The 24,822-nt window shown below is 73.9% G+C and carries 27 protein-coding genes; 18 read left to right on the plus strand and 9 right to left on the minus strand.

The window, feature by feature from the left end:
• Nucleotides 1-20 precede the first annotated feature (20 nt).
• On the plus strand, nt 21-704 hold the full coding sequence (locus tag ACIGG8_RS03315) for a TetR/AcrR family transcriptional regulator (RefSeq protein WP_396545304.1): 684 nt from the start codon (nt 21-23) through the stop codon (nt 702-704).
• Nucleotides 705-974: 270 nt separating this feature from the next.
• Here the strand turns inward: ACIGG8_RS03315 and ACIGG8_RS03320 are convergent, their stop codons facing one another.
• Complete coding sequence (locus tag ACIGG8_RS03320; protein ID WP_396545306.1) at nt 975-1,532, minus strand: DUF3291 domain-containing protein; 558 nt, start codon at nt 1,530-1,532, stop codon at nt 975-977.
• Nucleotides 1,533-1,901: 369 nt separating this feature from the next.
• On the opposite strand from ACIGG8_RS03320, the gene ACIGG8_RS03325 reads away from it, so the two are divergent.
• Both ACIGG8_RS03325 and ACIGG8_RS03330 read left to right on the plus strand, forming a co-directional pair.
• Nucleotides 1,902-2,615, plus strand: a complete 714-nt coding sequence (locus ACIGG8_RS03325; protein ID WP_396545308.1) for a GntR family transcriptional regulator — start codon at nt 1,902-1,904, stop codon at nt 2,613-2,615.
• Nucleotides 2,616-2,673: 58 nt separating this feature from the next.
• Nucleotides 2,674-3,537 (plus strand): hypothetical protein, encoded by an 864-nt coding sequence (locus ACIGG8_RS03330; RefSeq protein ID WP_396545310.1) that lies wholly within the window; start codon nt 2,674-2,676, stop codon nt 3,535-3,537.
• Nucleotides 3,538-3,665: 128 nt separating this feature from the next.
• Here ACIGG8_RS03330 and ACIGG8_RS03335 read toward each other — a convergent pair whose 3' ends face one another.
• The gene (locus ACIGG8_RS03335; RefSeq protein ID WP_396545312.1) at nt 3,666-4,241 is read right to left on the minus strand and encodes a TetR/AcrR family transcriptional regulator; all 576 of its coding nucleotides are present in this window, start codon (nt 4,239-4,241) and stop codon (nt 3,666-3,668) included.
• A gap of 82 nt (nt 4,242-4,323) precedes the next feature.
• On the opposite strand from ACIGG8_RS03335, the gene ACIGG8_RS03340 reads away from it, so the two are divergent.
• Both ACIGG8_RS03340 and ACIGG8_RS03345 read left to right on the plus strand, forming a co-directional pair.
• Nucleotides 4,324-5,202, plus strand: coding sequence for an SDR family oxidoreductase (locus tag ACIGG8_RS03340; RefSeq protein WP_396545314.1), 879 nt, complete (start codon nt 4,324-4,326; stop codon nt 5,200-5,202).
• A gap of 301 nt (nt 5,203-5,503) precedes the next feature.
• Nucleotides 5,504-6,112 carry a hypothetical protein gene (locus ACIGG8_RS03345; protein WP_396545316.1) on the plus strand — a complete coding sequence of 203 codons (609 nt, stop codon included), beginning with the start codon at nt 5,504-5,506 and terminating at the stop codon, nt 6,110-6,112.
• On the opposite strand, the gene ACIGG8_RS03350 is transcribed toward ACIGG8_RS03345, so the two are convergent.
• Complete coding sequence (locus tag ACIGG8_RS03350) at nt 6,099-7,157, minus strand: hypothetical protein (RefSeq protein WP_396545318.1); 1,059 nt, start codon at nt 7,155-7,157, stop codon at nt 6,099-6,101. The genes ACIGG8_RS03345 and ACIGG8_RS03350 overlap by 14 nt on opposite strands.
• Nucleotides 7,158-7,458: 301 nt before the next feature.
• Here ACIGG8_RS03350 and ACIGG8_RS03355 point away from each other — a divergent pair, with 301 nt between their 5' ends.
• Together ACIGG8_RS03355 and ACIGG8_RS03360 are read left to right on the plus strand one after the other, a co-directional pair.
• On the plus strand, nt 7,459-8,220 hold the full coding sequence (locus ACIGG8_RS03355) for an alpha/beta fold hydrolase (protein WP_396545320.1): 762 nt from the start codon (nt 7,459-7,461) through the stop codon (nt 8,218-8,220).
• Nucleotides 8,213-8,671 carry a MarR family winged helix-turn-helix transcriptional regulator gene (locus tag ACIGG8_RS03360; protein ID WP_396545322.1) on the plus strand — a complete coding sequence of 153 codons (459 nt, stop codon included), beginning with the start codon at nt 8,213-8,215 and terminating at the stop codon, nt 8,669-8,671. Before ACIGG8_RS03355 ends, ACIGG8_RS03360 begins: the two co-directional genes overlap by 8 nt.
• Nucleotides 8,672-8,769: 98 nt before the next feature.
• Here the strand turns inward: ACIGG8_RS03360 and ACIGG8_RS03365 are convergent, their stop codons facing one another.
• Together ACIGG8_RS03365 and ACIGG8_RS03370 are read right to left on the minus strand one after the other, a co-directional pair.
• The gene (locus ACIGG8_RS03365) at nt 8,770-9,129 is read right to left on the minus strand and encodes a DoxX family protein (RefSeq protein WP_396545324.1); all 360 of its coding nucleotides are present in this window, start codon (nt 9,127-9,129) and stop codon (nt 8,770-8,772) included.
• Nucleotides 9,130-9,205: 76 nt separating this feature from the next.
• Entirely contained in the window at nt 9,206-9,754 is a 549-nt protein-coding gene (locus tag ACIGG8_RS03370) for a cupin domain-containing protein (RefSeq protein WP_396545326.1), read from the minus strand.
• 81 nt (nt 9,755-9,835) lie between these two features.
• Here ACIGG8_RS03370 and ACIGG8_RS03375 point away from each other — a divergent pair, with 81 nt between their 5' ends.
• The 4 genes from ACIGG8_RS03375 (at nt 9,836) to ACIGG8_RS03390 (ending at nt 13,432) form a co-directional block, all read left to right on the plus strand.
• Nucleotides 9,836-10,687, plus strand: coding sequence for a LysR family transcriptional regulator (locus ACIGG8_RS03375; RefSeq protein ID WP_396545328.1), 852 nt, complete (start codon nt 9,836-9,838; stop codon nt 10,685-10,687).
• Between the two features lie 88 nt (nt 10,688-10,775).
• Nucleotides 10,776-11,414 (plus strand): RNA polymerase sigma factor, encoded by a 639-nt coding sequence (locus ACIGG8_RS03380; protein WP_350524121.1) that lies wholly within the window; start codon nt 10,776-10,778, stop codon nt 11,412-11,414.
• Between the two features lie 14 nt (nt 11,415-11,428).
• Entirely contained in the window at nt 11,429-12,424 is a 996-nt protein-coding gene (locus ACIGG8_RS03385) for a CU044_5270 family protein (protein WP_396545743.1), read from the plus strand.
• A gap of 183 nt (nt 12,425-12,607) precedes the next feature.
• Entirely contained in the window at nt 12,608-13,432 is an 825-nt protein-coding gene (locus tag ACIGG8_RS03390; protein WP_396545330.1) for a hypothetical protein, read from the plus strand.
• A 21-nt stretch (nt 13,433-13,453) separates the two neighbouring features.
• Here the strand turns inward: ACIGG8_RS03390 and ACIGG8_RS03395 are convergent, their stop codons facing one another.
• The 3 genes from ACIGG8_RS03395 to ACIGG8_RS03405 all read right to left on the minus strand — a co-directional run bounded on the left by ACIGG8_RS03395 (nt 13,454) and on the right by ACIGG8_RS03405 (nt 15,601).
• Nucleotides 13,454-13,801 carry a hypothetical protein gene (locus ACIGG8_RS03395; RefSeq protein WP_396545332.1) on the minus strand — a complete coding sequence of 116 codons (348 nt, stop codon included), beginning with the start codon at nt 13,799-13,801 and terminating at the stop codon, nt 13,454-13,456.
• 85 nt (nt 13,802-13,886) lie between these two features.
• Nucleotides 13,887-14,291, minus strand: coding sequence for a hypothetical protein (locus ACIGG8_RS03400; RefSeq protein WP_396545334.1), 405 nt, complete (start codon nt 14,289-14,291; stop codon nt 13,887-13,889).
• A 320-nt stretch (nt 14,292-14,611) separates the two neighbouring features.
• Nucleotides 14,612-15,601 carry an aldo/keto reductase gene (locus tag ACIGG8_RS03405; RefSeq protein WP_396545336.1) on the minus strand — a complete coding sequence of 330 codons (990 nt, stop codon included), beginning with the start codon at nt 15,599-15,601 and terminating at the stop codon, nt 14,612-14,614.
• Between the two features lie 235 nt (nt 15,602-15,836).
• Here ACIGG8_RS03405 and ACIGG8_RS03410 point away from each other — a divergent pair, with 235 nt between their 5' ends.
• Nucleotides 15,837-17,159, plus strand: coding sequence for an NAD(P)/FAD-dependent oxidoreductase (locus ACIGG8_RS03410; RefSeq protein WP_396545338.1), 1,323 nt, complete (start codon nt 15,837-15,839; stop codon nt 17,157-17,159).
• On the opposite strand, the gene ACIGG8_RS03415 is transcribed toward ACIGG8_RS03410, so the two are convergent.
• Nucleotides 17,148-18,662: a cryptochrome/photolyase family protein gene (locus ACIGG8_RS03415; protein ID WP_396545340.1), complete on the minus strand. Its 1,515-nt coding sequence runs from the start codon at nt 18,660-18,662 to the stop codon at nt 17,148-17,150. The two genes, ACIGG8_RS03410 and ACIGG8_RS03415, sit on opposite strands and share 12 nt — an antisense overlap.
• Nucleotides 18,663-18,986: 324 nt before the next feature.
• Here ACIGG8_RS03415 and ACIGG8_RS03420 point away from each other — a divergent pair, with 324 nt between their 5' ends.
• The 6 genes from ACIGG8_RS03420 (at nt 18,987) to ACIGG8_RS03445 (ending at nt 24,664) form a co-directional block, all read left to right on the plus strand.
• The gene (locus ACIGG8_RS03420; protein WP_396545342.1) at nt 18,987-19,661 is read left to right on the plus strand and encodes a sigma-70 family RNA polymerase sigma factor; all 675 of its coding nucleotides are present in this window, start codon (nt 18,987-18,989) and stop codon (nt 19,659-19,661) included.
• 72 nt (nt 19,662-19,733) lie between these two features.
• Nucleotides 19,734-20,009 (plus strand): hypothetical protein, encoded by a 276-nt coding sequence (locus ACIGG8_RS03425; protein WP_350524113.1) that lies wholly within the window; start codon nt 19,734-19,736, stop codon nt 20,007-20,009.
• Entirely contained in the window at nt 20,003-21,106 is a 1,104-nt protein-coding gene (locus ACIGG8_RS03430) for a MerR family transcriptional regulator (RefSeq protein ID WP_396545344.1), read from the plus strand. The genes ACIGG8_RS03425 and ACIGG8_RS03430 overlap by 7 nt, the downstream gene beginning before the upstream one ends.
• Nucleotides 21,107-21,264: 158 nt before the next feature.
• Nucleotides 21,265-22,590: an NAD(P)/FAD-dependent oxidoreductase gene (locus ACIGG8_RS03435; RefSeq protein WP_396545745.1), complete on the plus strand. Its 1,326-nt coding sequence runs from the start codon at nt 21,265-21,267 to the stop codon at nt 22,588-22,590.
• On the plus strand, nt 22,587-23,381 hold the full coding sequence (locus ACIGG8_RS03440) for a DUF1365 domain-containing protein (RefSeq protein ID WP_396545346.1): 795 nt from the start codon (nt 22,587-22,589) through the stop codon (nt 23,379-23,381). Before ACIGG8_RS03435 ends, ACIGG8_RS03440 begins: the two co-directional genes overlap by 4 nt.
• Nucleotides 23,378-24,664 carry a class I SAM-dependent methyltransferase gene (locus ACIGG8_RS03445; protein WP_396545348.1) on the plus strand — a complete coding sequence of 429 codons (1,287 nt, stop codon included), beginning with the start codon at nt 23,378-23,380 and terminating at the stop codon, nt 24,662-24,664. The genes ACIGG8_RS03440 and ACIGG8_RS03445 overlap by 4 nt, the downstream gene beginning before the upstream one ends.
• Nucleotides 24,665-24,822: the final 158 nt, after the last annotated feature.

The following is a 24,822-nucleotide window of genomic DNA, read 5'->3' on the forward strand; positions in this document are numbered from 1 at the left end:
CAATCGGAGGTAGCCCGCCCATGCCCGAACCCGCGCCTGCACCTGCGTCTGCACCTGATCCCGCCGCACCCGAACCCGCGGGTGCGCCCGGCACTCCGGGCGAACGGAAGCCCCGGAAGGACGCGGTCCGCAACCGGGCGGCCGCCCTCGCGGCCGCCGACACGCTCTTCGCCGCCTCCCGCAGCCCCGAGGACGTCACCATGTCCGACATCGCCGCCGAGGCCGGCGTCGGAAAGGGCACGCTCTTCCGCGCCTTCGGCGACCGCACGGGCCTGATCCGGGCGCTCTACGGGACGCGCCTGGCCCCGCTCATGGCGGCCGTCGAGCACGGCCCGCCGCCGCTGGGGCCCGCCACCCCGCCCCTGGAGCGCGTCCCGGCCCTGCTCGACGCCCTCCTGTGCTTCAAGTTCGACAACCGCCACCTCGCACTGGCACTGGAGGGCACCGGAGCCGACAGCCCCTACCGGACGGAGCACTACGACCGGTGGCACGCCATGCTCCGGGACCTGCTGCTACGGACCCCGGCCGCGGCCGGGAGCGACTTCACCGCCCACGCCCTCCTGGCGGCCACCCGCGCCGACCTGGTCGAGCACCTGGCCGGCGAGAAGCACACCTCCCGGGACGAACTCCGGTCCCAGCTGGCGGACTTCACCGGCCGCCTGCTCGACACCGGCTCGCAGCCGGGTACCGCGCCCAGGGAGTGACGACGCCTTGCAGCCCTCCCCCGGGCCTCCTTCCCGAACTCGACCCCCGGGACGGCATGGAGCGGGTGGGGCACGGGCGGGCGGGTGAGTGAGCGAGAGGCTGTCGCCATGATGGAACGGAAGGACTTCCGGACGCTCGTGCGTGGACATCGGTTTTAGGTGCACCGTCCGCTCGGCCCCGGGAGGGTTCGGCCTCCCGGGGCCGACGGTCGTTCGCCGTCATTCATGCCGGGGCCCGTGACAGCGAAACGAGTCGTTCAGGCTTCCGCGTCAGTGGTCCTGATCGCCCGTCGGCCCGATGCCCTTGGCCCTGGCCGGAGTTCCGTCCGGGGCGAACGGGTGGTGGAAGGTGAAGGCGTGCGGCGCGGGGCTGTGGTCGTGGAGGTGCTCCAGCCTGGAAACCCCGTCCCGCCAGGTGGGTATCGCGCCGTCGGAGACCCACCAGAAGACGTAGTTCGGGTGTCCCGACCGCTCGAACCAGTCGTAACGCCTGTTCAGCGCCTCGCGGTGCAGGCCGGTGTAGACGGCGTCGAGGGCGGAGCGCAGGTCGGTCCAGACCGAGAGCGTCGTGGCCAGGGCGGTGGTGTCCGCCGTGCGGCCCTTGTCGTACCAGGCCGGTACGGCGAACTCTCCCCAGGCACCCCAGTCCGCCTCGAAGAACTCTCCCGGGGCGCCGTCCGTCGCTTCGGCGTGCCCGAGGTATCCGGGGTGCTGAGCGATCTTCCGGTAGACGACCTCGCCGACGTCGTAGAACTCGCGTGTGAGAGGCGCGGGATCGGCAAGGGGTGACTTCAGGACGCCGAACGTGTACAGAGCAAGATGGGACATGCGTCTCTCCCTGGTTGGGGCTGCCTGGTGTGGACCCGGTTCGGTGGCTTCCGCACGGAGCGAGAGTTCGTGGGGGCATGACGGACTCGGCCCGTCGCGGGCGACCCGGCCTGGAGAAACCCCTTGTGCGCCGCGGGCGGCCACCGACGGCGAGGTGAAGGTAGCCGCCCCGGCGGGGTCCTGTCGAAGTTGCGTTTTCCTTGCCCAAGTGGCTTCTTGCGCAGGTCATGACGGGAACCGGCGCGGTGGCGCCGCCCCCCGCTCCGGGGCCCCGGGAGCCGCCGTGAACAACCGTCTGGTGCCACCTGTCACCGAGATCGACCATGGCATGAATAATCGATTATTGATCTGATCATCTATCATGTAGCCATGGCTCAGACGACCCGGACGACACACACCTCGCCCCCGACGGGCAAGCAGATGCTCTCCGAGCAGGTCTACGCACACCTGCGGGACGCGATCATGCGCGGGGACCACGCCCCCGGTGACGCCCTCAAACCCCAGGAGCTCGCCAAGGAGCAGGGCGTGAGCCTGGCCGTCGTACGTGAGGCGCTCGTGCGGGTGGTCGGCGAGGGCCTCGCCGACCGGCTGCCCAACCGCGGCTTCGCCGTCCCGGCCTTCTCCGACCGCCGCTGGCAGGAGATCACGGAGGCCCGCCGGGCCATCGAACCGGTCATGCTGCGCATGTCCGTCGAACGCGGCGACGTGGACTGGGAAGCCCGCGTACGGGCCGCCCACCACCGTCTGGCCCGCACCCCGGCATACGTGCCGGAGGAGGGCAAGCACTACAGCAGCGCCTGGGCCGAGGCCCACCGCCTCTTCCACCGCACCCTGCTGGAGGGGTGCGGCAACCTCGTCCTGCTGGAGACCTTCGACCGGCTGTGGACCGCGAGCGAGCTGGCCCGCCGCTGGTCGGCGCACCGCAACCCCGACCGGGACGGCCTCCTGGAACACCGCCGCCTGGAGGAGGCGGCCCTCGCCCGAGACGCCGACGCCGCAGCCGACGTCCTGACCCGGCACCTCACCCGGACCGCGGCCGGACTGACCGACTGCCCCCACCACGCGCCCACGGACGAAGCCTGATGCGCCTCGCCCACCGGCCGCACCACCACACCCGATCCACCGACACCGGAGCCACCGCATGACTTCCTTCGAGGCGGGCACGGGCCGCCGCTGCCACAACGCCGTCAACCCCCTGCACGCATCGGTCTACTTCGCACCCGAGCCGCAGGACGAACTCGCCGCACTCGGGCTGGAACGCGGCCCCATGGTCTACCTCGCGAGCCGCGCGGCACCGCTCGGGGCCGTCGACGCGGGCACCGTCACCGCGACGTTCTACAACTTCAACCACGAGCACGTGCAGCGGTACATCCCCGCCGCGTGGACGGTGACCACACCGGCGGAGGTGCTCGCGGCACGGCTGCGCGGCGCGGACCGGACGCTGCAGCGGTTACTCGGGAAGGACGCCCTCACGTCCGCGGAGATGACCGAGACGGCCGAACTGGCGCTGCACGCCACCGAAGCCTGCCGCCGGGAGGCCCGGCCGCTGTACGCCGCCAACGCCGGCCTCCCCGTACCCGAGGAACCGCACCTGGCGCTGTGGCACGCCGCGACACTGCTGCGCGAGCACCGGGGTGACGGCCACCTCGCCGCCCTGGCGGTCGCCGGCCTGTCCGGCATCGAGGCGCTGGTGCTGCACAACGCCACCGGCACGGCGCCGACTTCGGCACTGTTCATGCGGACCCGCGGATGGTCCGCGCAGCAGTGGGACGCCGCCCGGGACCGGTTGCGCGAGCGCGGCCTGCTGGACGAGGAGGACGACCTCACGCAGGCGGGCACGGCCCTGCGCGAGGAGACCGAGGCACTCACCGACCGCCTCGACGCCGCCCCGTACGACCACCTCGGCCCGGCCGCCACGGCACGCCTCACCGAACTGGCCGAGGGATTCTCCGGGGCCCTCAGGGCAGCGGGCGCCTTCCCCTCGGTGCACTTCGGCAGGGACTGAGAACGGGGGCCGGGAGCCGAGAGCCCTCGCACCGGCCACGACCCCCGGCCCCCGGCCCCGGCCGCATCGCGAGCGGCCGAGGCGTCGCCGACCACGCGGCACCGTGGCGGCGCGCGCCGAGGAACGGCTCAGGCGGGTGTGCGCTCCGCGAGCACGTTCCACAGTTCCTGTGTCGAGGCCCGGAGGACGCCCGGCAGGGCCGACTGGTCGGGCCCGTCGATCCAGCGCGCGAAGGCGACCTTGAACAGGGCGATCCCGGTCTCGGCGGCCAGGCGCGCGGCCGGCTCGGGGGTGCCTCGCTCGCGCAGTGCGTCGGTCATCGCGTCGGCGAGCCCGGCAAGCTTGATCAGTTCGCGTTCCCGCAGTTCCGCGTTGGCCGACACGATCGCGTCCCGCAGCCTGACCTGCTCGGAGTTCTCCTGGAGCCGGGCCGCCAGGGCTTCGACCGCCGCGCCCACCACATCCATCGCGGACGCCTCGGCGGGCGCGTCGGCGACGGACCGGGCCAGGAGCTCCTTCGCCATCTCCGTGCCGAAGAACAGCACTTCGCGCTTGTCCGCGTAGTGCCGGTAGAAGGTGCGCTCGGTCAGTCCGGCCCGTGCGGTGATCTCCCCGACGGTGGTCCGCTCGTACCCCTGCTCGGCGTAGAGCTCCAGTGCTGCCTGTGCCAGCCGGCCTCGCGCGTTCGGCTCCCATCGACCCATGCCGCGATCCTACGTGATGACAGGCCCTGTCATCACATGTAGTGTGATGACAGAACCTGTCATCACTCATCGGGAGGCACCCATGCGGGTTTTCGTCACGGGCGCGTCAGGCTGGGTCGGCTCGGCCGTCGTCCCCGAACTCATCGGCGCAGGCCATGAGGTCCTCGGGCTCGCCAGGTCCGACACGTCCGCCGCCGCCATCACCGCCGCCGGAGCCGAGGTGCTCCGCGGCGACCTGGACGACCTGGACGCCCTCAAGGCCGGGGCGACCGACTGCGACGCAGTCATCCACCTCGCGTTCATCCACGACTTCAGCCGGTTCGACGCCTCCGTGCAGACCGACGCCCGCGCCATCGAGACGCTGGCCGCCGCACTGGAAGGCTCCGGCAAGCCCCTGGTCGTCACCGGCGGCACCACCGCGGTGCCCGGACGGGTCGCGACCGAGCACGACACCTCCGCCCCGGGCTCACCCGGCGCCGGCCGGGACGCGAACACCAAGGCCGCCCTCGACTCGGCGACCCGCGGCGTCCGCCCGTCCGTCGTGCGACTGCCGCGGACCGTGCACGGCGAGGGCGACGGCGGTTTCATCGCCCAACTGGTCACGGCGGCCCGGGGGAAGGGCGTCTCCGGCTACGTCGGCGACGGGACCAGCCGCTGGCCCGCCGTGCACGTACGGGACGCCGCACGCCTGTACCGGCTCGCACTGGAACAGGCCCTGGCCGGCTCGGTACTGCACGCCGTCGCCGACGAGGGCGTGCCGGTCCGGGAGATCGCCGAGACGATCGGCCGGCACCTGGGCCTGCCGACGGCCCCCGTCCCCGCCGAGGACTTCGGCTTCCTGGGCCGGATCCTGGCCGTCGACCAGCCCGCCTCCAGCGCCCTCACCCGCGAACTGCTCGACTGGCGCCCGTCCGGGCCGGGCCTCGTCGAGGACCTCGACAAGGGCCACTACTTCCGCTGACCACGGCCGCCCCGCGCCGGTAACTCGGCGGCGCGGGGCACCGGTCGCCGGCGTGAGGCGAGAGACGTGAGGCGCCGCTGCCCGGCGCGGTGGCGCGGGGCACCGGAGCGCGGAGGGTGCATGCGAGCCGAAGGTGAGTACGCGTACTCATGCGGTGACCGTCCGCACCGTCGGAGGATCATGGCGGGCCCCTGGAAGGCCAGTTGACCCGGACCGTGCGGATCCCGATCAGCAGTACTCAGCCGATTGTTGAGTACATCCGCCCATGAGTCCGTGCCGGCTGCTTCCTATCGTGACCTGCATGGACACGAACTCGACCGCCACGACTCCTCCGGCCACGGCAGAGCAGCGGTGGGCGACCGGCTGCGGGATCGCGATGGTCGTCGTCACCGCCCTCGCCGTCCTGGGAGCCGTGGCAGTGGGCCAGTTGGAGAAGAGCCTGACCGGGTACGGGCACCTCGAAGGCACTTCCGGCAGCGCGGCCGAGCCCCTCCGCCCCGGTCAGACCGTCCGCTACGACGACGACCTGACGGTCACCGTGAGCCCGGCGCACCGGGAACCCGACGACGCCTACAGCTTCACCATCACCTACGACAACGGCACGGACGGGGAGCTGCGCCCGGGCGGGACGCCCCCGGACACCGGCATCGACACCGGGAAGAGCAGCTACGCCCCCGTCGTGGTCCACGGGGGGACGCCCCTGTCCCCCGACATCCCCGGCTGGGGCGTGACCGTGCTGGACCAGGCCGGCTCCGCGGCCGTCCTGATGCCTCCCATTCCCCCGGACGGCAAGCGCACCGTGCCGGTGCGGGTCAAGCCCGACAAGGCGGGGAGCTTCGTCACGGTGCAGGTCAACCCGGAACCCGGCGGGAACCGCGACACCGCGTACTGGCAGTTCACCCTGGGTTGACCGCAGGGGTAGAGGCGCCGGCACCGCCCCCGGCACTGGCACAGACGGGACGGGTGCGGGCGGCGTAGGAGCGGGCGGCCACGACGAGGCCGATGCCCAGACCGCCGAATGCCAGGCCGCCGAACTCGACGAACCAGGTGACCCCCGAGCTGGAGGTGAACGGCGGGGACGGCTTGATCGCGGGCAGTACGCCGACGGCGATGAGCGGGGCCATGATCGTGAGGAAGACCCCGTACATCGCCAGTGGGACACCGGTCAGCCAGGCCGGAATCAGGGGCAGCAGACGCGGCACCCGTCGTCCGGCCAGGAACAGCGTCCAGCGGGGGAACACCTGCCCCCACGCGTACAGCAGCCCCAGCAGCAGGAAGATCCCGACCATCGCGGCCAGCACGGTCACGTCGATCCCCGCCGACGCGGTGGCCTTCGCCGGGCCCGAGGCGTCGGCGCTCGACATCCTCTGCCAGTCCTCGCCCGCGATGCCGAGCGCGTTGCCGCCCAGCGTCCAGACGGTCTTGGTTCCCGCCCACGGCAGGAGTCCGCACATGAGCAGGTACACCGTGACGCGGGTCCGCCTCGGGGCCCGGGAGGCGGCCGGGTGGGCGAGCGGGCCGTCGGCTGCGCCGGCGTGCGGCTGACCGCACCGCGGGCAGTCCCCGCGCAGCCGTCGGCGGTACGACAGGCCGACGAGGAGCAGGAGGGCGGCGCCGGCCGTGTTCAGCAGCACCTGGGCCAGCCCGGTCGCGCTCTCGACGCCCGAGAGCGTCACCAGCGTCACGAAGTAGATCGGCAGCCCGTTCGTTCCCACGACGAACACCGGGAGCGCGATGCCCAGCGCCGTCGCCACCACGACCCGGCCGGGCCTGGCGAGGGTTCGGGTGCCGGCCAGGCAGGCGGCGCCGGCCAGCAGTGCGAGGGCGGCCAGGAGGAGCTGGACCGCCGGCGCGTACGCGGAGTGCTCCTTCCACTGCACGGTGGTGCCCGCCGCCGCCCAGGTGACCTCGACGGCGGCGTACGACACGCCCCACACCGCGGCGGCCGCGGGCACCCATGCGGGCCACCGCCGCCACCACGACCTCCGCCCCGAGCCTGTGGTCGGCGGGGCGGGAACGCCGACCGCCTTCGAGTGTGCAGGAACAGCCACGGTGACCCCCGTACGTCCGGATTGCTGACACTCCGAGACTCGCCCTCGCCCGCGCCGGTCACATCCGCCCCACGGATCATCCGACTCCCCCGCGCGGGGGAAGGCCGCCGGGTCGCCGCCCGGTCGGGCCGGTCGAGCCGGGTCGGTCGACGATGTGACCCGGATAACTTGTGTCGCGACACATGTGTCGTGTAACGTAATTGCTATGAACGCGAACGATACAGAGAAGAATCCGACCCTCGTCTTCATCCCCTGCTTCTCCGGCGCTCCGTGGAGCGCCGAGCAGCTCGCCCCCTACGGCGAGGCGCCCACGCGCACGCTGCGCCTGCCCGAGGGCGTCAACGACATCGAGCGCTACGCCGACCACGTCGAGAACGCGATCGCGGACCTGGACGACTACGTGCTGGTCGGCGACTCGTTCGGCGCGAACATCGCGCTGGCACTCGCCACCCGCCGCCCTCGCGGCCTGCGTGCCCTGGTCGTGTCCGGCGGATTCGCGTCCAACCCGGTCGAGTCGAAGCCGTGGAAGGCCCTGATGCGGACGATCGGCAAGGCCCGCGGCCCGGTCTACCGGCAGCTGACGCTGCGGGCCCACGCCCACCGCCTCGCCTCCCCGTTCGACGGCGAAGGGCAGGTGCCCTGGAGCGAGGCGCGCAGCCGCGAACTGTTCGTCGCCAACACCCCGGCCGCCTCCTTCGACGCCCGCCTGCAGGCCGTGCTCACCGCCGACTACGTCGACGTGCTGGGCCGGGTCGAGGTCCCTACCCTGATCCTGACCCCCTCGCACGACGTGCTGATCGGCGAGAACGCCTCCAAGACCATGCTCGCGGGCATCCCCGACGCCCGGGAGGTCGTGCTGCCGGGCACCGGCCACATGTTCCGCTTCTCCCACCCGGCCACCTACGCCGCCGCGGTCAAGGACTTCCTCGCCACCCAGCCGACCACCCGACAGGACGCCGATGCGTAAGGCCGAACACCTGCGGTTCGCGATCCTGGCAGCCCAACGCGAAGGCAACCGGCTGCTGATCCAGGCCCTCAAGCCCCACGGCATCACCCCGTCGCAGGCCGAGGTGCTGCGCCTGCTCCAGCAGCACGGCACCCTGACCCTCAACGGGCTCGGGCAGCTCCTGGTGTGCGAGAGCGGCACCAACCCCAGCCGACTGGTCGAACGCGTCGTCGCGGCCGGGCTGGTCGAGCGCCGCACCGACGCCGCGGACCGCCGATACCTCCGGCTCAGCCTCACCCCCGAGGGCGAACGCCTGGCCACGGCGGTCGCCGAGATCGAGGACTACCTCTACAGCTCGATGGACGCCGCCTGCGAGGGCCTGGACACCGACGACATGCTCCGGTTCCTGCACAACTTCATCGACACCCTGCCCTCGGGCGAGGCCCTCACCAAGCGCCTCACCCTCGACTGACGCCACGCCCCGCACCGCTCGTGGTCCCGGAAAGGGTGCCGGAGCCCGCCGAGACGCCGCTGTCATCGCACCGTCAGGCGACCGGCACCTGTGCCCGGTCACAGCCCGGTGGCCAGCCAGCCGGTCACGGCCGCGGTCACGGTGAGCACGGCGTTCAGTGCGATCCGGCGGTCCTCGCCCGTCAGGTGGACGGCGATCGCGCCAGCCTGCAGGAGGACGAAACCGATGGCCGCGGCCGGCGCCAGCGGGACGGCGATGCCGGTCAGCGGAGGCAGGATCAGACCGGCCGCGCCGAGTATCTCGACCGTCCCGAGCGCCCTGACCGCGGGCAGGGGCATGCGGTCGACCCAGGCCATCATCGGTCGGAGGTCGTCGCGGCTGCGGATCGCCTTCAGCGTGCCCGCGTACAGGTAGAAGAGCGCGAGCAGTCCCGCGACGATCCAATAGGCGAGGTTCATGGTTTCCGTTTCATGGGCTGCGTGGATGTCGTCGATGCCGTCGAGGACCGGGCCGTGCCGTGCCGCACCGTCGGCTTCAGGCCGGGTCGGTGGCGGGGGCGGTAGCGGGGGCGGTGGCGGGCTCGGTCGCGTAGCGGCTCATCGCGTCGACATTGGCCTGCGGCGTCAGCGGCCGGCCGGCGGCGAGCACGTCCTGGAGGTCCCGGAAGTACTGCACGTACAGGTCGGGGGTGAAGGTGCTGAGCATGACGGCGGGTCGGTCGGTCGGGTTGGCGAAGGTGTGCGGAGTGCCGGGCGGCACCATCACCAACGTGCCCGCGACGGCGTCGTGGTCCTCGTCGCCGACGGTGAACCGCACGGTGCCGGAGAGGATGTAGAAGCCCTCGTCGTGCCGGGCGTGGCGGTGCTGCGGCGGCCCCTGCGTGTGCGGGGCGAGGACGGACTCGGCGATCGCGAGGCGGTGCCCGGTGTGGCTGCCGTCCTCCAGGACGCGCATGCGCGTGGTGCCCAGGACGATCGTCTCGCCGTCGCCGGGCCCCACCACCGACACCGCGGGGACGGTCTGCGCCTCGCCCGGCTTCGGCTCGCTGCTCTTCGGCCCGCTGGTCTTCGGTTCTTCGGTCATGCGCACCAGTGCACCGCCGGGGTCCCGCCGGCGTCCAAGACCCGTTCCGGGGAGCCGATACCCCGTGGGTATCGTTGCAGCGTGGAGCTACGCACCTTGCGCTACTTCGTGGCGGTCGCCGAGGAACTCCACTTCGGCCGGGCCGCCACCCGACTGCACATGAGCCAACCGCCGCTGAGCCGGGCGATCAAGCAGTTGGAGACCGATGTCGGGGCCCCGCTGTTCACCCGCTCGCCCACCGGGGTCACGCTCACCGCGGTGGGTTCGGTACTGCTCGACGAGGCGCGGGCCCTGCTCGACCACGCCGACCGCGTCCGGGTGCACGTGAGCGCGGCGGCCGGCGTCGCCACCCTCACCATCGGCATCCTCGGCGACGGCACCGACCCGGGAGTGGCCCGGCTGGCCGCCGCCTACCGTCGAAGCCACCCCGGCATCGACATCCGCGTCCGCGACACCGACCTGACCGACCCGACCTGCGGGCTGCGCGCCGGACTGGTCGACATCGCGCTGACCCGGGCGCCGTTCGACGAGACCGCCCTGACGGTTCGTCAACTACGGTCCGACCCGGTCGGCGTGGTCCTGCGCGCCGACGACCCGCTGGCCCGCCGCGAACGGCTGCGCCTGGCCGAGCTGGACGACCGCCGCTGGTTCCAGTTCCCGCAGGGCACCGACCCCGCCTGGCAGTCGTACTGGAACGGCGGCAGGCCCCGCCGGGGCCCCGTGGTGCGCGCCGTCCAGGAATGCCTGCAGGCCGTGCTGTGGAACGGTACGGTCGGCCTGGCCCCGCTCGGACACGACCTGCCCGCGGAACTGGCCGTCGTGCCGCTGATCGACATGCCGCCGAGCCGAGTGGTGGCGGTGTGGAACGAGGCCGACACCAACCCGTTGATCCGGTCCTTCATCGAGACCGCGACCGCCGCGTACCGCCGCTGAGCACCGCCGAGCGTCGGCGCCGAGCGTCGGCGCACCCCCGTGACGCGGCTCACACGGAACTCCGCACGGCCGGCGGACAGGGAAGGGCATGGAACTGTCACAACGGGCGCGCCTGCGCGCCGGGGACCAGGACGCGCTCGGCGAGGTCTTCGACGCGCACGCCCAGGCCGTGTACGCGTACGCGATGCGCTCCCTGGGGGACTGGGCGGCCGCCGAGGACGTGGTGTCGCTGACCTTCCTGGAGGCCTGGCGCCTGCGCGCCAAACTGCACGAGGGCGACGACGACCTGCGCCCCTGGGTCTTCGGGATCGCCACCAACGTGCTGCGCAACACCGCGCGGGCGGCCCGGCGCCACCGGGCGGCGATGTCGCGCCTGGCCGAGCGCGAGGCCGTACCGGACTTCGCCGACGAGCTGGTCTCCCGGATCGACGACAGCGCCCGACTGGCCGCCGCGCGCCGCGCACTGTCCGCGCTGCGCCGTTCCGAGCGCGAGGTGTTCCGGCTCTGCGTGTGGGTGGGGCTCGACTACGCGTCGGCGGCGGAGGCGCTCGGCGTCCCGGTGGGCACGGTGCGCTCGCGCCTGTCCCGGGCACGGGCCCGGCTGCGCACGCTCGCCGAGAACGAGCTGCACGAACCCGCGAAACGCCGGGAACCCGCTCCCACCACCGGACAGGTACGGGGTGGCGGCTTCGAAGCCGCCCGGTCGTTGCAGGAGGAGACCCGATGAACAACTCGCCCGAGATGCTCCCCGCCGGCCGCCAACGGTTCCTGAAGGAGCATCTGATGAGTGAGATCGCCGCCGATACGAACGCGGCGCGCCCGCGGCGCAGGCGGGTGTGGCTGGTCGCCGCGCCGCTGGCGGTCGGCGCGCTGGCGGCCGTCACCGTGGTGGCCGTCCCGGACCGCGACCACGGCGACGCCACCCCGGCGGCGCCGACCCTGTCGGCCTCGCCCGCGCCCGCGCCGACCGACGCCGCCGACCTGCTCGCCCGCGCCGCGAAGGCCGCCGCGAGCAGCCCCGACCCCGGGGCCAGGGCCGCCCAGTTCGTCTACCGGAAGGAGATCCAGGACGGCGCCCGCGAGACCAGGCACGAACGCAGGTCGTGGTTCCCGGTCGACGGCAGGTCCGGCGGCCTGATCCTGGACCCGACCATGGGCAACGGTCGCAGCCCGTGGCCCGCCAGGCTGTCGGACACCGTCCCCGGCGCCCCGCGGACGGCGAGCTTCGACGCCCCGACCTACGAGTTCGTCGCCTCCCTGCCCTCCGAGCCGCAGCAACTCCTGCAGCAGCTGCTCTCCTTCGACCGCGCCAAGCGGGTGTCGGGGATGACGATGACGCCGAAGCTGTACAACCAGTTCGCGTTCGCGGACGTCCAGATGATCTTCCAGAACATCGCGGCGCCGCCCGCCGTCGCGGGAGCGCTCATGGAGGCGGCCGCGAAGATCCCGGGAACGGCCGTGGTCGCCGACGAGACGGACGCGGCAGGCCGGCACGGCGTCGCGGTGGTCGGCACCAACGGCACCATGCGCGTGGCCCTGATCTTCGACCGGACCACCGGCGCCTTCCTCGGCGTGCGCGAGGTCCTCCTCTCCGACCTCCCGGCCGCCGGCTCCGACGGACTCCCGCCCGCGGGCAACCCGTCCCCGGGCGCCGGCGACGGCAAGGGCTACGAGTACGCCACGGCCATCCTCACCTCGACCGTCGTCGACAAACTGGAGGCGGAACCCGCCAACTGACCGACCACGGGCGGCAGGAGACCAGGGGCGCCGAAGCCCCCGACGAACTCCCGTACCGCCCGAGAAGCCGGCGAAGCTCGGAGGCAGCCACGGGGGTGTTGCCTCCGAGCCTCGCCCAACCACCGGGGCCGACCACCAGCCCCTCCCCGCTGCCCACGGGTCCAGGGGCACTACATTGCCGGCATGTGCATCTCGACCAGTGAGGCCGCGTTCTCCGGCACGATCGTCTACTGCGGCCGGCAGCACCACCCCGTGCACGGCCTCATCCACGTCCTGGGCTACCAGAACACCGCCGTCAACCTCGCGGACGGTCCGAACGCCATGCTGCTGCACGTGCCCACCAGCCGGCTCGGCCCCGGGCAGTTCCTCCCCGTCGGACGCAGCGGCGACGTCCTTGAGCGCATGGTTTCCGCCGTTCGGCCCGTCCCCGTGGCGACCGACCGGATCGACTGGATGTGCGGGGACCCGGAGGCCGTCCAGGTCTTCGAGCACGACGTCTACACGGTGCTCCTGGCCGACGACCCCACCGCGATCCCGGCCGCACTGCAGCAGGTGCCGTCACACCGGCGGCCGGACCTCGACCCGGACCTCCTGCGCTTCTACGCCGACCACTTCCCCGACCACACCGTCGTCCTCTGCTGCTTCGACAACGCCGACGCGCAGCGCGCCAAGCCGCTGCTGCTGTGGTACCGGCCGCTCGACCCCGACCGGCTGACCGTGCCCGCGCTGGACAGCCACACCGGAGCGGTCCCGGACCTCGACTCCGTTGTCCCGGTGGACCATTGGGTCCTGCTGTCCACCGACCAGGCTCCCCCCGGCTGGGGCGAACCCGTCGACCACCCCAGGAGCATGCGCCACAGCCTGCGCTCCTTCCTTCCCGACGCCGTCGTGGGCCGGTACTACGGCGGAGGAGAAGCCCTGCCCAACGGAGACTTCACCGTCAGCCACAACGACCTCCTCACCGGCGACCTCGACCTCGTCGAGCGCCGTCAGCCCACTCGCCGCTGATCCCGGTCCCCCGGGCGCGGGTCAGCCGAAGTCCTGGATCACCACGCTGCAGGCCAGGCCGCACATCACGCTCACCGCGGAGGCGACGAAGCGCCACGGGGCCCACCGGATCCGTGGCGGCAGGACCGAGGCAGCCACGACGAGCACCAGCTGTGCGCCCATCAGGCCGTGGGCGACGTCGTACTGCGGGCCCCAGTCCCGCCCGCAGGCGCCCCGGGGCGTGCACTGGTCGACCGCGACCGCGCGGACCAGTGCGAAGTACCAGTAGAGGATCTGGCAGAGCGGCAGCAGAAGCGCCGCGACGAGCGGGTACTTCCACGCGTCGCGGTCGTGCCGGTCCGGCGCGGATCCGGCGGGGATGTCGTCCATGGACCCGATTCCACCGGGCCGCGCCGGACCGCACATGAGCTCCACTACCCGGTCGGGAACGGTCCGGGTACTCGGGCTCCCCTGATCAGAACGGGGGCTCGTCGTGCCAGGTGCCGGTCCGTCGGGCGGGCGGCCGGGGGTCGTGCTGCCGGAGGAGGGCCACGGCGTCGTCGATGCGGCCGAGGTCGATGAGGTGGCCGGCCAGGTCGCGGCGGTGGGCCGGCTCGTTCCGGTCGAGGACGGCGACGGCCTCCTCGGTGCGCCCGGAGCGGGCCAGGAGCCAGGCGACGTGCGCGACCGCGTACCAGGTGCCGCCCTCGGGATGGGCCCGGGCCTGCTCGACCGCTTCGTCGACCCCTGCGGCGGCGGCGATCAGCGGCAGCCGCATCCAGAACAGTTCCCACTCCTCCTCGCCGCCACGGCGGGCCTTGAGGTCGTCGAGGTGGGCCAGGCCGTCCTGGGCGCGGCCCTGGCCTCGGCGGCCGGCCACCGGCCCGCCGCCGGGTGCGGCGCGAGGACCTCCAGCGCCTCCGCGGGCCGGCCGTCGCCCGCGAGCAGCCGCGCCCACTCGCGCGCGCAGAACCACTCCCCACACCCGGCCCAGGACTCCACCGCGTCGGAGCGCCCGAGTTCCAGGAGCCGGGCGACCAGCTGCCGGGATGCAGCCGGACTGGGCCCGGACCCGGTAGTCAAGATCGTCGATGCCCACGGCGCAGCACCGTAACCCGCGCCTCTGACAAGCGGGTTCAGCGGTTCGGCAGTTCAGTGGTTCAGCAGTTCTGCGGCTCAGCAGTTCAGCAGTTCAGCAGTTCAGCGGTTCACCGCCCGCATCCCGTCCTCGTCGTAGCGCTCGCCCGCCACCTCGGGCAGCTCGGCCTCGATGCGGGCCAGGTCCTCGTCGGTCAGCTCGACGTCGACCGCGCCCGCGTTCTGCTCCAGGTAGGTGCGGCGCTTGGTGCCCGGGATCGGCACGAGGTCCTCGCCGCGGGCCAGTACCCAGGCGATCGCCAGCTGGGCCGGAGTGACCTCCTTCTCCGCGGCGATCTGCTTGACCTTCTCCGCGAGCCGGAGGTTGGCCGCCAGATTGGCGTCGGTGAAGCGCGGGTTGGTGCGGCGGAAGTCGTCCCGGTCGAGCTCGTCCGGGGAGCTGAAGCGGCCCGCGAGGAAGCCGCGGCCGAGCGGGGAGTACGGCACGAAGCCGATCCCGAGCTCCCGGCACATCGGGAGCACCTCGGCTTCCACGTCCCGCGTCCAGAGCGAGTACTCGCTCTGGACGGCGGTGACCGGGTGGACGGCGTGGGCGCGACGGATGGTCTCCGCGCTCGCCTCGCTCAGCCCGATGTGCCGCACCTTGCCCTCGGCGACGAGTTCGCCGAGCGCGCCCACGGTCTCCTCGATGGGCACGGCCGGGTCGACCCGGTGCTGGTAGTACAGGTCGATGCGGTCGGTGCCGAGCCGCGCGAGCGAACCGTGGACGGAGCTGCGGACGTGCGCGGCGGAACCGTCCTGGGGGCCCACCGTGGACATGTCGCCCGGAACGGCGCCGTCCATCCGGTAGTTGAACTTGGTGGCGATCACGTACTCGTCACGGTGCCCCCGGACGGCCTCGCCGACCAGGGACTCGTTGGTGAGCGGTCCGTAGACCTGCGCGGTGTCGAGGAAGTTGACGCCGAGCTCCAGGGCGCGCCGGATGGTCGCGATGCCCTCGTCCTGGTCGGCCGTGCCGTAGAAGGCGGACATCCCCATGCAGCCGAGGCCGATGGCCGACACCCGGAGGTCCCGCAGACTGCGCTGTTTCATGTGACGTCCCAGCCCTTCTCTCGTCCTTCCCCGGCCGGCCGGGGCTTCTCCGACGACGCCTGCGCCGCGCGGATCGGCCGGGGCCTCGTGTCCTCGGTGAGGACCTTACGGTGCGGGTGCCCTCCGACGGCGGACCGGCACGTCCGGGCGCGAAGGCCGTATCGCCGTGTCCGATCCGCTTCACCACCCGGCTCCGAACCTTCCGTGACCGTACGGCGGCACGGGAGGTGGACCGATGACACACCACGCAGTGCAGGCTCCGGCCGGGGCAGCGGAGGTCATCGTGGTGGGGGCGGGCCTGGCAGGTCTGGCCTGCGCGCTCGACATGACGGCGGCCGGTCGGGACGTCCTGGTTCTGGAAGCCGCCGACGACGTGGGCGGACGGATGCGCACCGACGACGTCCGGGGCTTTCGGCTCGACCGCGGCTTCCAGGTGTTCAACACCGCTTACCCGCAGGTCAGGCGGCGTCTGGAGCTCGCGGCGCTGGGGCTGCGCCCGTTCACGCCCGGGTTCCTGCTGGCCGACGCACGGGGCTCGCGCCGCGTGGTCGATCCGACCAGGCGCCCGGGCGCGGCCGGTGACCTGCTGCCCGCCGGACTGCTGCCCACCGGGCGGTTGCCCGCCGGGCGGTTGCGCGGCGGACTGCTGCCACTGCGCGACCTGGCCGCGCTGGGGCTGCTGTGCGCGGGTGACGCGGTGCTGCCCGCCACCCTGCTCAAGCGCCTGCCGGAGACGAGCACCGCTCGTGCGCTGCGGCGGGCCGGGGTGTCGCGGCGCACCGTCGACGGGGTGCTCCGCCCGTTCCTGGCCGGGGTGTTCCTGGAGGAGGGTCTGGAGACCTCCAGCCGGCTGTTCCACCTGGTGTGGCGCAGCATGCTGCGCGGCAGCCTGTGCCTGCCGCGGGACGGCATCGGGGCCGTGCCGCGGCAGTTGGCGGCCCGGTTGCCGGCGGACCGGCTGGTGCGCGGCACCCGGGTGGAGCGGGTGACGGCGGACGGCGTGGTGCTCGCGGACGGCTCGGTGCTGCGGGCCCGCGCGGTCGTGGTGGCGACCGGGCCGGCGCAGGCCGCCCGGCTGCTGCCGGGCCTGGAGGTTCCGGCGGTGCGGGCGGTGACGACCTTCTACCACGCGGCACCGGTCAGCCCGCTGCGCGAGCCGACGCTGGTCGTGGACGCGGGCCGGCAGGTGCTGAACACCGTGGTGCTGTCGGAGGTCGTCCCCGGCTGCTCACCGGACGGGCGGGCGCTGGTGTCGACCTCGGTCCTGGGGACGGACGCGGACGAGCGGGCGGCTCGGGCCCGGGCCGGCGTGCTGTACGGGGCGGACACCTCGGCCTGGGAGCCGCTGGCGGAGTACCGGATCGCCGAGGCGCTGCCGGCCGGGCCGGCGCCGCTCCCGCTCAGCCGCGGCACGCGGTTCGCGCCGGGGCGTTACGTGTGCGGGGACCACCGGGCCACGGGCTCGGTGCAGGGGGCGCTCGCCTCGGGCGCGCGGGCCGCCGGGGAGGTGCTGGCCGATCTGGCCGGTGGCGCGGTGGCCGCCCGCTCACGGCGGTGACTGGCCGCGGGCCCGTTCGGCGGCCAGCAGTTCGGGCAGGCCGTTCAGTCGGCGCAGGCCGGCGGCGGCCTGCGCGGTGCGGTGGTTGGCCGCGAGCAGGTCGTGGTGGCGGTGGACGAAGGCCCAGTAGCCGGCGGTGAACGGGCAGGCGCGGTCGCCGAGGCGTTCGGTGGGCCGGTAGCGGCAGGGGCGGCAGTGGTCGCTCATCCGGTTCAGGTAGGCGCCGCCCGCCACGTAGGGCTTGGTGGTGATCAGTCCGCCGTCGGCGAACTGGGACATGCCGACGACGTTGGCGGTCATCACCCAGTCGTAGCCGTCCACGAAGCAGCGGTGGAACCAGTCGGTGAGTTCCCGGGGGTCCCAGCCGTGCTGCAGGGCCCAGTTGCCGAGCACCATCAGCCGGGGGATGTGGTGCACCCAGCCGTGGTCGCGGACCTCCGCGAGGACGCGGGCCAGGCAGCGGGCGGTGACCGCCTCGGCGTCCAGGTCGCGGAACCACGCGGGCAGCGGTTCGCGGTGGCCGAGCCGGTTGGCGTCGCGGTACTCCTCCCCGAGGTGCCAGTACAGCTGCCAGACGTACTCGCGCCAGCCGGCGACCTGCCGTACGAAGCCCTCGGCGCTGTTGAGCGGCACCTTCCCCGCCCGGTGGGCGGCCTCGGCGGCGCGCACGCACTCGCCCGGGTCGAGCAGGCCGAGGTTGAGGGGGACGGACAGGGCGCTGTGGGCCGTCCAGGGGTCGGCGTGGAGCATGGCGTCCTCGTACCGGCCGAAGTCCCGGAGCCGGTGGGCGACGAAGTGCGCGAGCGCCCGCTCGGCCTCCGCGCGGGTCGCGGCGAAGCGGCGCGGGCCGTCCCGGCCCACGAAGGCGACCTCGCCGGCGCGCTCCCAGCGGTCCAGGTCGGCCCGGACCCGCTCGTCGATCACGTCCTCCTCGGGTTCGAAGGGGGGCGGCAGCGGCAGGGCGGCGACTCCCCGGGGCGGTGGTTCGCGGTTGTCCCGGTCCAGGTTCCAGCGGCCGCCCGCCGGGCTGCCGTCCGGTTCCAGCAGCAGGTGCTCGGCCCGCCGCACCCGGTGGTAGAAGTCCTCCAGCAGCAGGCGCCGTCGGCCCGGTTCGCCGGCCCAGCGGCGGAAGTCGGCGAACGGCACGAGGAAGCCCCGCGGCGGCAGCACCGTCACCTGGGCGAGGTCGTCCACGAGGCCGAGGGCCGCGCGCGAGGTCGGGTGGCACACGGTGACCCGGCGGCGGCCGACCGCCCGGGCCAGGCCCTCGCGGTAGGTGTCGGCCTGCACGTAGCGCACCCGCTCGCCGAGGGCGTCCGCGGCGTGGCGCATCGCGGACAGCACCAGGTGGGCCTTGGCCCGGTGGAAGCGCCGCCGGCGCAGCACCGAGCGGGCCTCGATCATGACCACCGGGGCGTCCGGGTCCGGGCCGCCGTCCCCCGGGGCGAGGAAGTGCGGCCCGAGCTGGTCGCCGAACAGCCAGTGCGGGCGCGGTCCACTCATGCCGGTCCTCTCATGCCGGTCCCCTCATTCCGGTCCTCCGGGGGCCTCGGAGCCCTCGTGCGTGGCCGCCGCCGGGCGCGGCCCGTCGTACGGCTCGTGGTGCCGCTTCATGGTCCGCTCCGTTCCTCTCCTCGACGACCGGATCGGCGCGGGGTACGCCGCCTCATCTGCAGGATCGGCCGCCGACCTCTGCAGGATCGGCCGTCGACGGCGGCGGGCACAGGTGCAGCGGTGCCGCAGCGTCTGCGCTCCCGGTCCCCCACCGAAACGATGCACAAACGGTCCGACTCCGCTCGTGGTGCCGAATCGCTGCAGCGTGGGGGCGTGACCTCGCTCGTACCGACCCGTCCCGACCCGGATCCCAGCGGCAGGCAAGTGCCGGCGGCTGACGATCTGCGGCGTCTCCTGGAGCTGTCGGCGCACGGCGACGACCGCGCGTTCGAGATGCTGTACCGCGCGGTCGCCGCACCGGTGTACGGCGTCGCCCTGCGGACGCTGCGCAGCCCCGCGCACGCCGAGGAGGTCGCCCAGGAGGTCCTGCTGGAAGTCTGGCGCACCGCGGCGGCCTACCGGCCCGAGCGCGGGTCGGTGCTGGCCTGGGTGCTGACGATCGCGCACCACCGCGCGGTGGACCGTGTGCGCTCCGCCCGCGCCGCTGCCGAGCGCGACCACCGGGTCGCGGCCCGGGAGCCGGTGCGGAGCGATCCGCCGGAGGAGGAGGCGGTCCGCTCGCTGGACCGGCTGCGGGTCAGGTCCGCTCTGGCGGATCTGAGCTCGGTGCAGCGCGAGGCCGTGGTGCTGGCCTACTTCGGCGGGTACTCGCACCGCGAGATCGCGCACCGGATCGGCGTGCCGTTGGGCACCGTCAAGACCCGGATCCGCGACGGCCTCATCCGGCTCCGGGCCGCCTTCGCCGTGGAGTGCGACCGCCCTTGCGCGGAGGAAGGTCCGGCCGGACGGTCGCTGCGGCCCGGCCGAGTCGTGGGCGCGGGGCGATGACGGCGGCGGCTCCCGGGCACGGAGTCGGTGCGGAAACGCTGCGACTGGGAGCGGGGAGCCGCCGGATGCAACATGGAGATGTCGGGATCCACCGAGGACCGGACCCACCGCCGACCGCGGGAGGACGTCATGACCGTCGACCAGCAGCTCCCCACGCAGGAGCGCCCCGTGCCCGCGAGCCCCCCTACCGAGACGCCGGAGTGCGAGGCGTCGACGTGCGCGGGCATCTCCACCCCGGAGTCGGTCGAACTGCACACGGCCTGGCCCGGCTGGATTCCCCTGCTGGTCATCGCCGTCATGGTGGTGTGCTGCGTTGGTTTCGCCGTCGGGAGGATCGCAGGATGGTGACCTCCTCGGCCGCCCTCGATGCCGGACGGCGGACCGGGGAGCGGTCCGGAGAGCCGGACCCGCTGTCCGGCCCGCTGTCCGGCCCGGCGGAGGACGTGGGGCTCCCGACGGGCGGCGTGGCCCGGCGTCTGGGCGTGTCCCCCACCACGGTCCGTTCCTGGGAACGCCGCTACGGCATCGGCCCCGCCCACCGGGAGCCCGGGCATCACCGCCGCTGGAGGCGTCAGGACATCGCGGTCCTGGAGACGATGTGCCGTCTGACGGCACGCGGGGTCCCTCCGGGCGAGGCCGCCCGGGCGGCCCTGGCCGAGCGCGACGTCCCCGCCCCCGAGGACGGCCTGCGGCCCGCGCTCCCCGCACTCGCCGCACTCGCCGCGCCGCCCGCGCCGCAGGCGGGCTCCCGGGGCGGCGAACGCACCGGTCCCGGCCCGGGCGGAAGCCGCGCCCTGCACGTCGGGACGGTGCGCCCCGAATGCCGGGGCCTGGCCCGGGCGGCGGTACGGCTCGACGCGCCGGAGGTCGCCAGGATCCTGCGGGAGGCGCTGGAAGCGCTCGGCGTGGTCGACGCGTGGACGGACGTCATGATGCCGGCCCTCCGTGCCGCGGGCCGCAAGTGGGCGGCGGACGGCGAGCAGTACGTCGAGGTCGAGCACCTGCTGTCCTGGCACGTCTCCACCGCCCTGCGGGGCGTGGCCGTCGGTGCCTTCACGGCCCGGCCGGCGCGGCCCGTCCTGCTGACCGCGACGCCCCTCGAACTGCACACCCTCCCGCTCGACGCCACGGCCGCGGCGCTGACCGAACGCGCCGTTCCCTTCCGGATGTTGGGCGCGGCCGTCCCGTCCCGGGCCCTGCTGGACGCCGTCCACCGGATCGGTCCGGGGGCCGTGATGATCTGGTCCCAGGACCGGCACACCGCGGACCGCGAGTTGGTGCGCAGGGTCGGCGACAGCGTGTGGGGTCCACGCGGCTCCCGCGGCGGGGCCGTGGTGGTCGCCGCCGGTCCCGGGTGGGCCCGCAACCGGCCGCCGGCCGGCGCCGCCCGCCCCTTCACCCTCGCGGACGCCGTCGACCTCATCGAGCAGGCCGTCACGGACTGAGGCCCCGCCCCGGCGGCCGCCTGCCGGTGACGTCTCGTCCCCCTGCCGTCCCGTGCGCGCGAAGTCGGGCCAATCCGGGCCGGGCTCCGCCTCCGAAGATCCGGTGCAACGTCCATGCGGGCCGCGTCGCGGCCCTGTCGGGAGGGGCTCTCGTGACCATGTTCGACACCGTCTCCACCACGCGGTCCACCGCCGCGCTCCCCGGCGGGCGTCCACGCACGGTGGCGGTGGTGGGATCCGGCGTCGCCGGACTCACCGCGGCCCACGAGCTCTGCCGGGCCGGGGTGGAGGTCGAGTTGTTCGAGGCCGAGGGCCGCCTCGGAGGCCACGCCCACACGCAGCAGGCCACGGACCGGGACGGCCGGACGGTGGCGCTGGACACCGGGTTCCTGGTGCACAACGAGCGCACCTACCCGTACCTGGTGCGCCTCTTCGCCGAACTCGGCATCCGCACCCAGGACAGCGTGATGAGCATGTCCGTGCGCTGCGACGGGTGCGGCCTGGAGTACGCGGGCGCCAAGGGGCCGGCCGGGCTGTTCGCCCGTCCCGACGTCGTGCTGCGCGGCCGGTACCTGCGCATGCTCGCCGAAGTGCCCCGTTTCCACCGGCTCGCCCGCCGCCTGCTCGCCGACCCGGGGGCGGGCGAGCCGAGCCTGCGGGACTTCCTCGCCGCCGAGGGCTTCTCGCCCTACTTCGTGAGCCACTTCATGACCCCGGTGGTGTCCGCCGTGTGGTCCTGCGCCCCCGACCTCGCGGGCGACTACCCGGCCCGCTACCTGTTCGCGTTCCTCCGCAACCACGGCATGCTCTCCGTGACCGGATCGCCGACCTGGCGCACGGTCGTCGGCGGCTCGCGCACCTACGTGGACCGGATCGCGGCGCGGCTCACCGCCGTCCACCGGTCCGCTCCCGTCCGTGCGGTCCGCCGGCACCCGGACGGTGTCACCGTGGTCTGCGCGGACGGGCGGCGCACCGAAGCCGACGCGGTGGTGGTCGCCACCCATGCCGACCAGGCGCTGCGGCTGCTCGCCGACCCGAGCGACGCCGAGCGCACCGTCCTCGGTGCCTTCACCTACTCGGTCAACCCGACCGTGCTGCACCGCGACCGGACGGTCCTCCCCTCCGCGCGCCCGGCGCGCGGTTCGTGGAACTACCGGATGCCCCACTGCAGCGCGTCCTCCGACCGGGTGCGGGTCAGCTACCACCTCAACCGGCTGCTGCGGCTGGACACCGACACCGACTACCTGGTCACGCTCAACGAGGACCGGCAGCAGCCGATCCCCGAGGAACTGGTGGTCTCCCGCACCGTCTACGAGCACCCGGTCCACACCGCGCGCACGGTCGCCGCCCAGCGCCGGCTGCCCGAACTCGCCCGCGCCCGAACCGTGTTCGCCGGCGCCTACCACGGCTGGGGCTTCCACGAGGACGGCTGCCGTTCCGGCGTCGAGGCCGCCCACGCACTGCTCGGGGTGAGCGTGCCGTGACCGCCCTGCCCGGACCGTGGGGGGCGGTCCTCTACGACACCGTCACGACGCACGTGCGCACCGCACCCCGCAGGCGCTCGTTCCGGCACCGCGGCTACCTGTGGCTGGTGGACCTCGACCGCCTGCCCGCCCTGCCGCGGCCACTGCGGCCGCTGGCCCGGTTCCTGCCGCGCGACCACGCCCTCGACCCGGCAGCCGAGCCGCCGACGCTCCGCCAGGACCTGGAGCGCTTCCTCGCCGCCTGCGGCGTCCGGCTCGGCGACGGGACGGTGCTGATGCTCACGCAGGCCCGCTCGCTGGGGCACGTGTTCAACCCGCTGACCGTCTACTGGTGCCGCGACCGGTCCGGCCGTCCGCTCTGCACGGTCGCCGAGGTCCACAACACCTACGGCGGCCGGCACCGCTACCTGCTGGCGCCCGATCCCGACGGACGCGGCGAGAGCGACAAGGACTTCCACGTCTCACCGTTCTTCCCCGTCGACGGCCGCTACACGATGGTGCTGCCCGAACCGGCGGAGCGGCTCCACCTGACGGTCCACCTGGAGCGCCGGGGCCGCCGCGCCTTCACCGCCACCGTCCGCGGCACCGCACGGCCGGCGGGCCCCGCGGCCCTGCTGCGCGCCGTCCTCACCCACCCGTTCGCCACCTGGGCCGTCAGCCTGCACATCCGCTACCAGGGCGTCCGCCTGTGGCTCAGCGGCCTGCCCGTCCACCCCCGCCCGCCCGCCGGCCCGCCCCGGCCCTCCGACGGGCCCACCGCTCCCACCACGGAAGAGGTGCCCACCCCATGACGACCACGCTTCCCCCGACGGCGACGCCGACGCCCCCCGTCGACCCCACGCGCTGGCCGGACGTCGCCCGCGTCCCGCACGCGCCGTTGCGCGCGGCCGTCGCCGCCCGCCTGCTGCGCCGGGTGGCCTCGCGGCGCGGCCTGCGCGTCGAACTCCCCGGCGGCCGCACCCCGCGGCCGGCCCCGCCCGGGGCCCCGGTCCTGCGCCTGCACCGCCCGCGGGCCTTCCTCCACCGGGTCGGCGCGGGCGGCCTGATCGGCTTCGGGGAGTCCTACCAGGCCGGCGACTGGGACAGCCCCGACCTGGTCGCGCTGCTCACCGGACTCGCCGCCGCGCCGCAGACCCTCGTGCCGGCCGGCACACAGTGGCTGCGCCGCCTCTACGTCCAGAAGCCGCCGGACGACGAACTGTCCACCCCGGGGAACGCGCGCCGCAACATCCACCGGCACTACGACCTGTCCAACGACCTGTTCGCGCTGTTCCTCGACCCGACGATGACCTACTCCTCGGCCCTCTTCCCGACCGGCCGCGGCCACGAACCGCTCGCCACCCGGGACGGCCTGCCCGCGGCCCAGCACCGCAAGATCGACCGGCTGCTCGACCTGGCCCGCGTCGGCCCCGGCACCCGGCTGCTGGAGATCGGCACCGGATGGGGCGAACTCGCCCTGCGCGCAGCCGCCCGCGGCGCCCGCGTCGTCAGCCTGACCCTCTCCGGGGAACAACTCGCCCTGGCCCGGCGCCGGATCGCCGACGCCGGGCATGCGGACCGGGCGCAGGTCCGGCTGTGCGACTACCGCGCCGTCGAAGGCCGGTACGACGCCGTCGTCAGCGTCGAGATGATCGAGGCCGTGGGCCGGCCGTTCTGGCCGGACTACTTCGCCACCCTCGACCGGGTCCTGGCGCCCGGCGGACGCGTCGCCCTCCAGGCGATCACCATGTCCCACGACCGGATGCTCGCCGCCAGCCGCACCTACACCTGGATCCTCAAGTACGTCTTCCCCGGCGGCCTCATCCCGTCCCTGCGGGCGATCGAGGAGACCGCCACCCGGCACACCCGGCTGCGGACGGTACGGTCCGACGCGTACGGGCCGCACTACGCCGAGACCCTGCGGCTGTGGCGCGAACGCTTCACCGAACGGTCGCCGCAGGTCGCGGCCCTCGGCTTCGACGAGGTCTTCCGGCGCACGTGGGAGCTCTACCTCGCCTACTCCGAGGCCGGATTCCGCACCGGCTACCTCGACGTCCAGCAGATCCTCCTCACCCGCGACGGGGTGACGGCGTGAGCGCGGCGGCCCCCACCGGAACCGCCGCCGTCGTCCTCGTCCGGGCCTGCCGGCCCGGTGGCCGATCGTCCGCGCTCCGGCCCGCCGACCGGTACCGGAGCCTGTCGTGAACGCCGCCGCCTTCGCGCTCAACCTCGCCGTCACCGCCGCCGTCGCCC

It is taken from the genome of Kitasatospora sp. NPDC085464, from assembly GCF_044541955.1.
Classification (GTDB): domain Bacteria; phylum Actinomycetota; class Actinomycetes; order Streptomycetales; family Streptomycetaceae; genus Kitasatospora.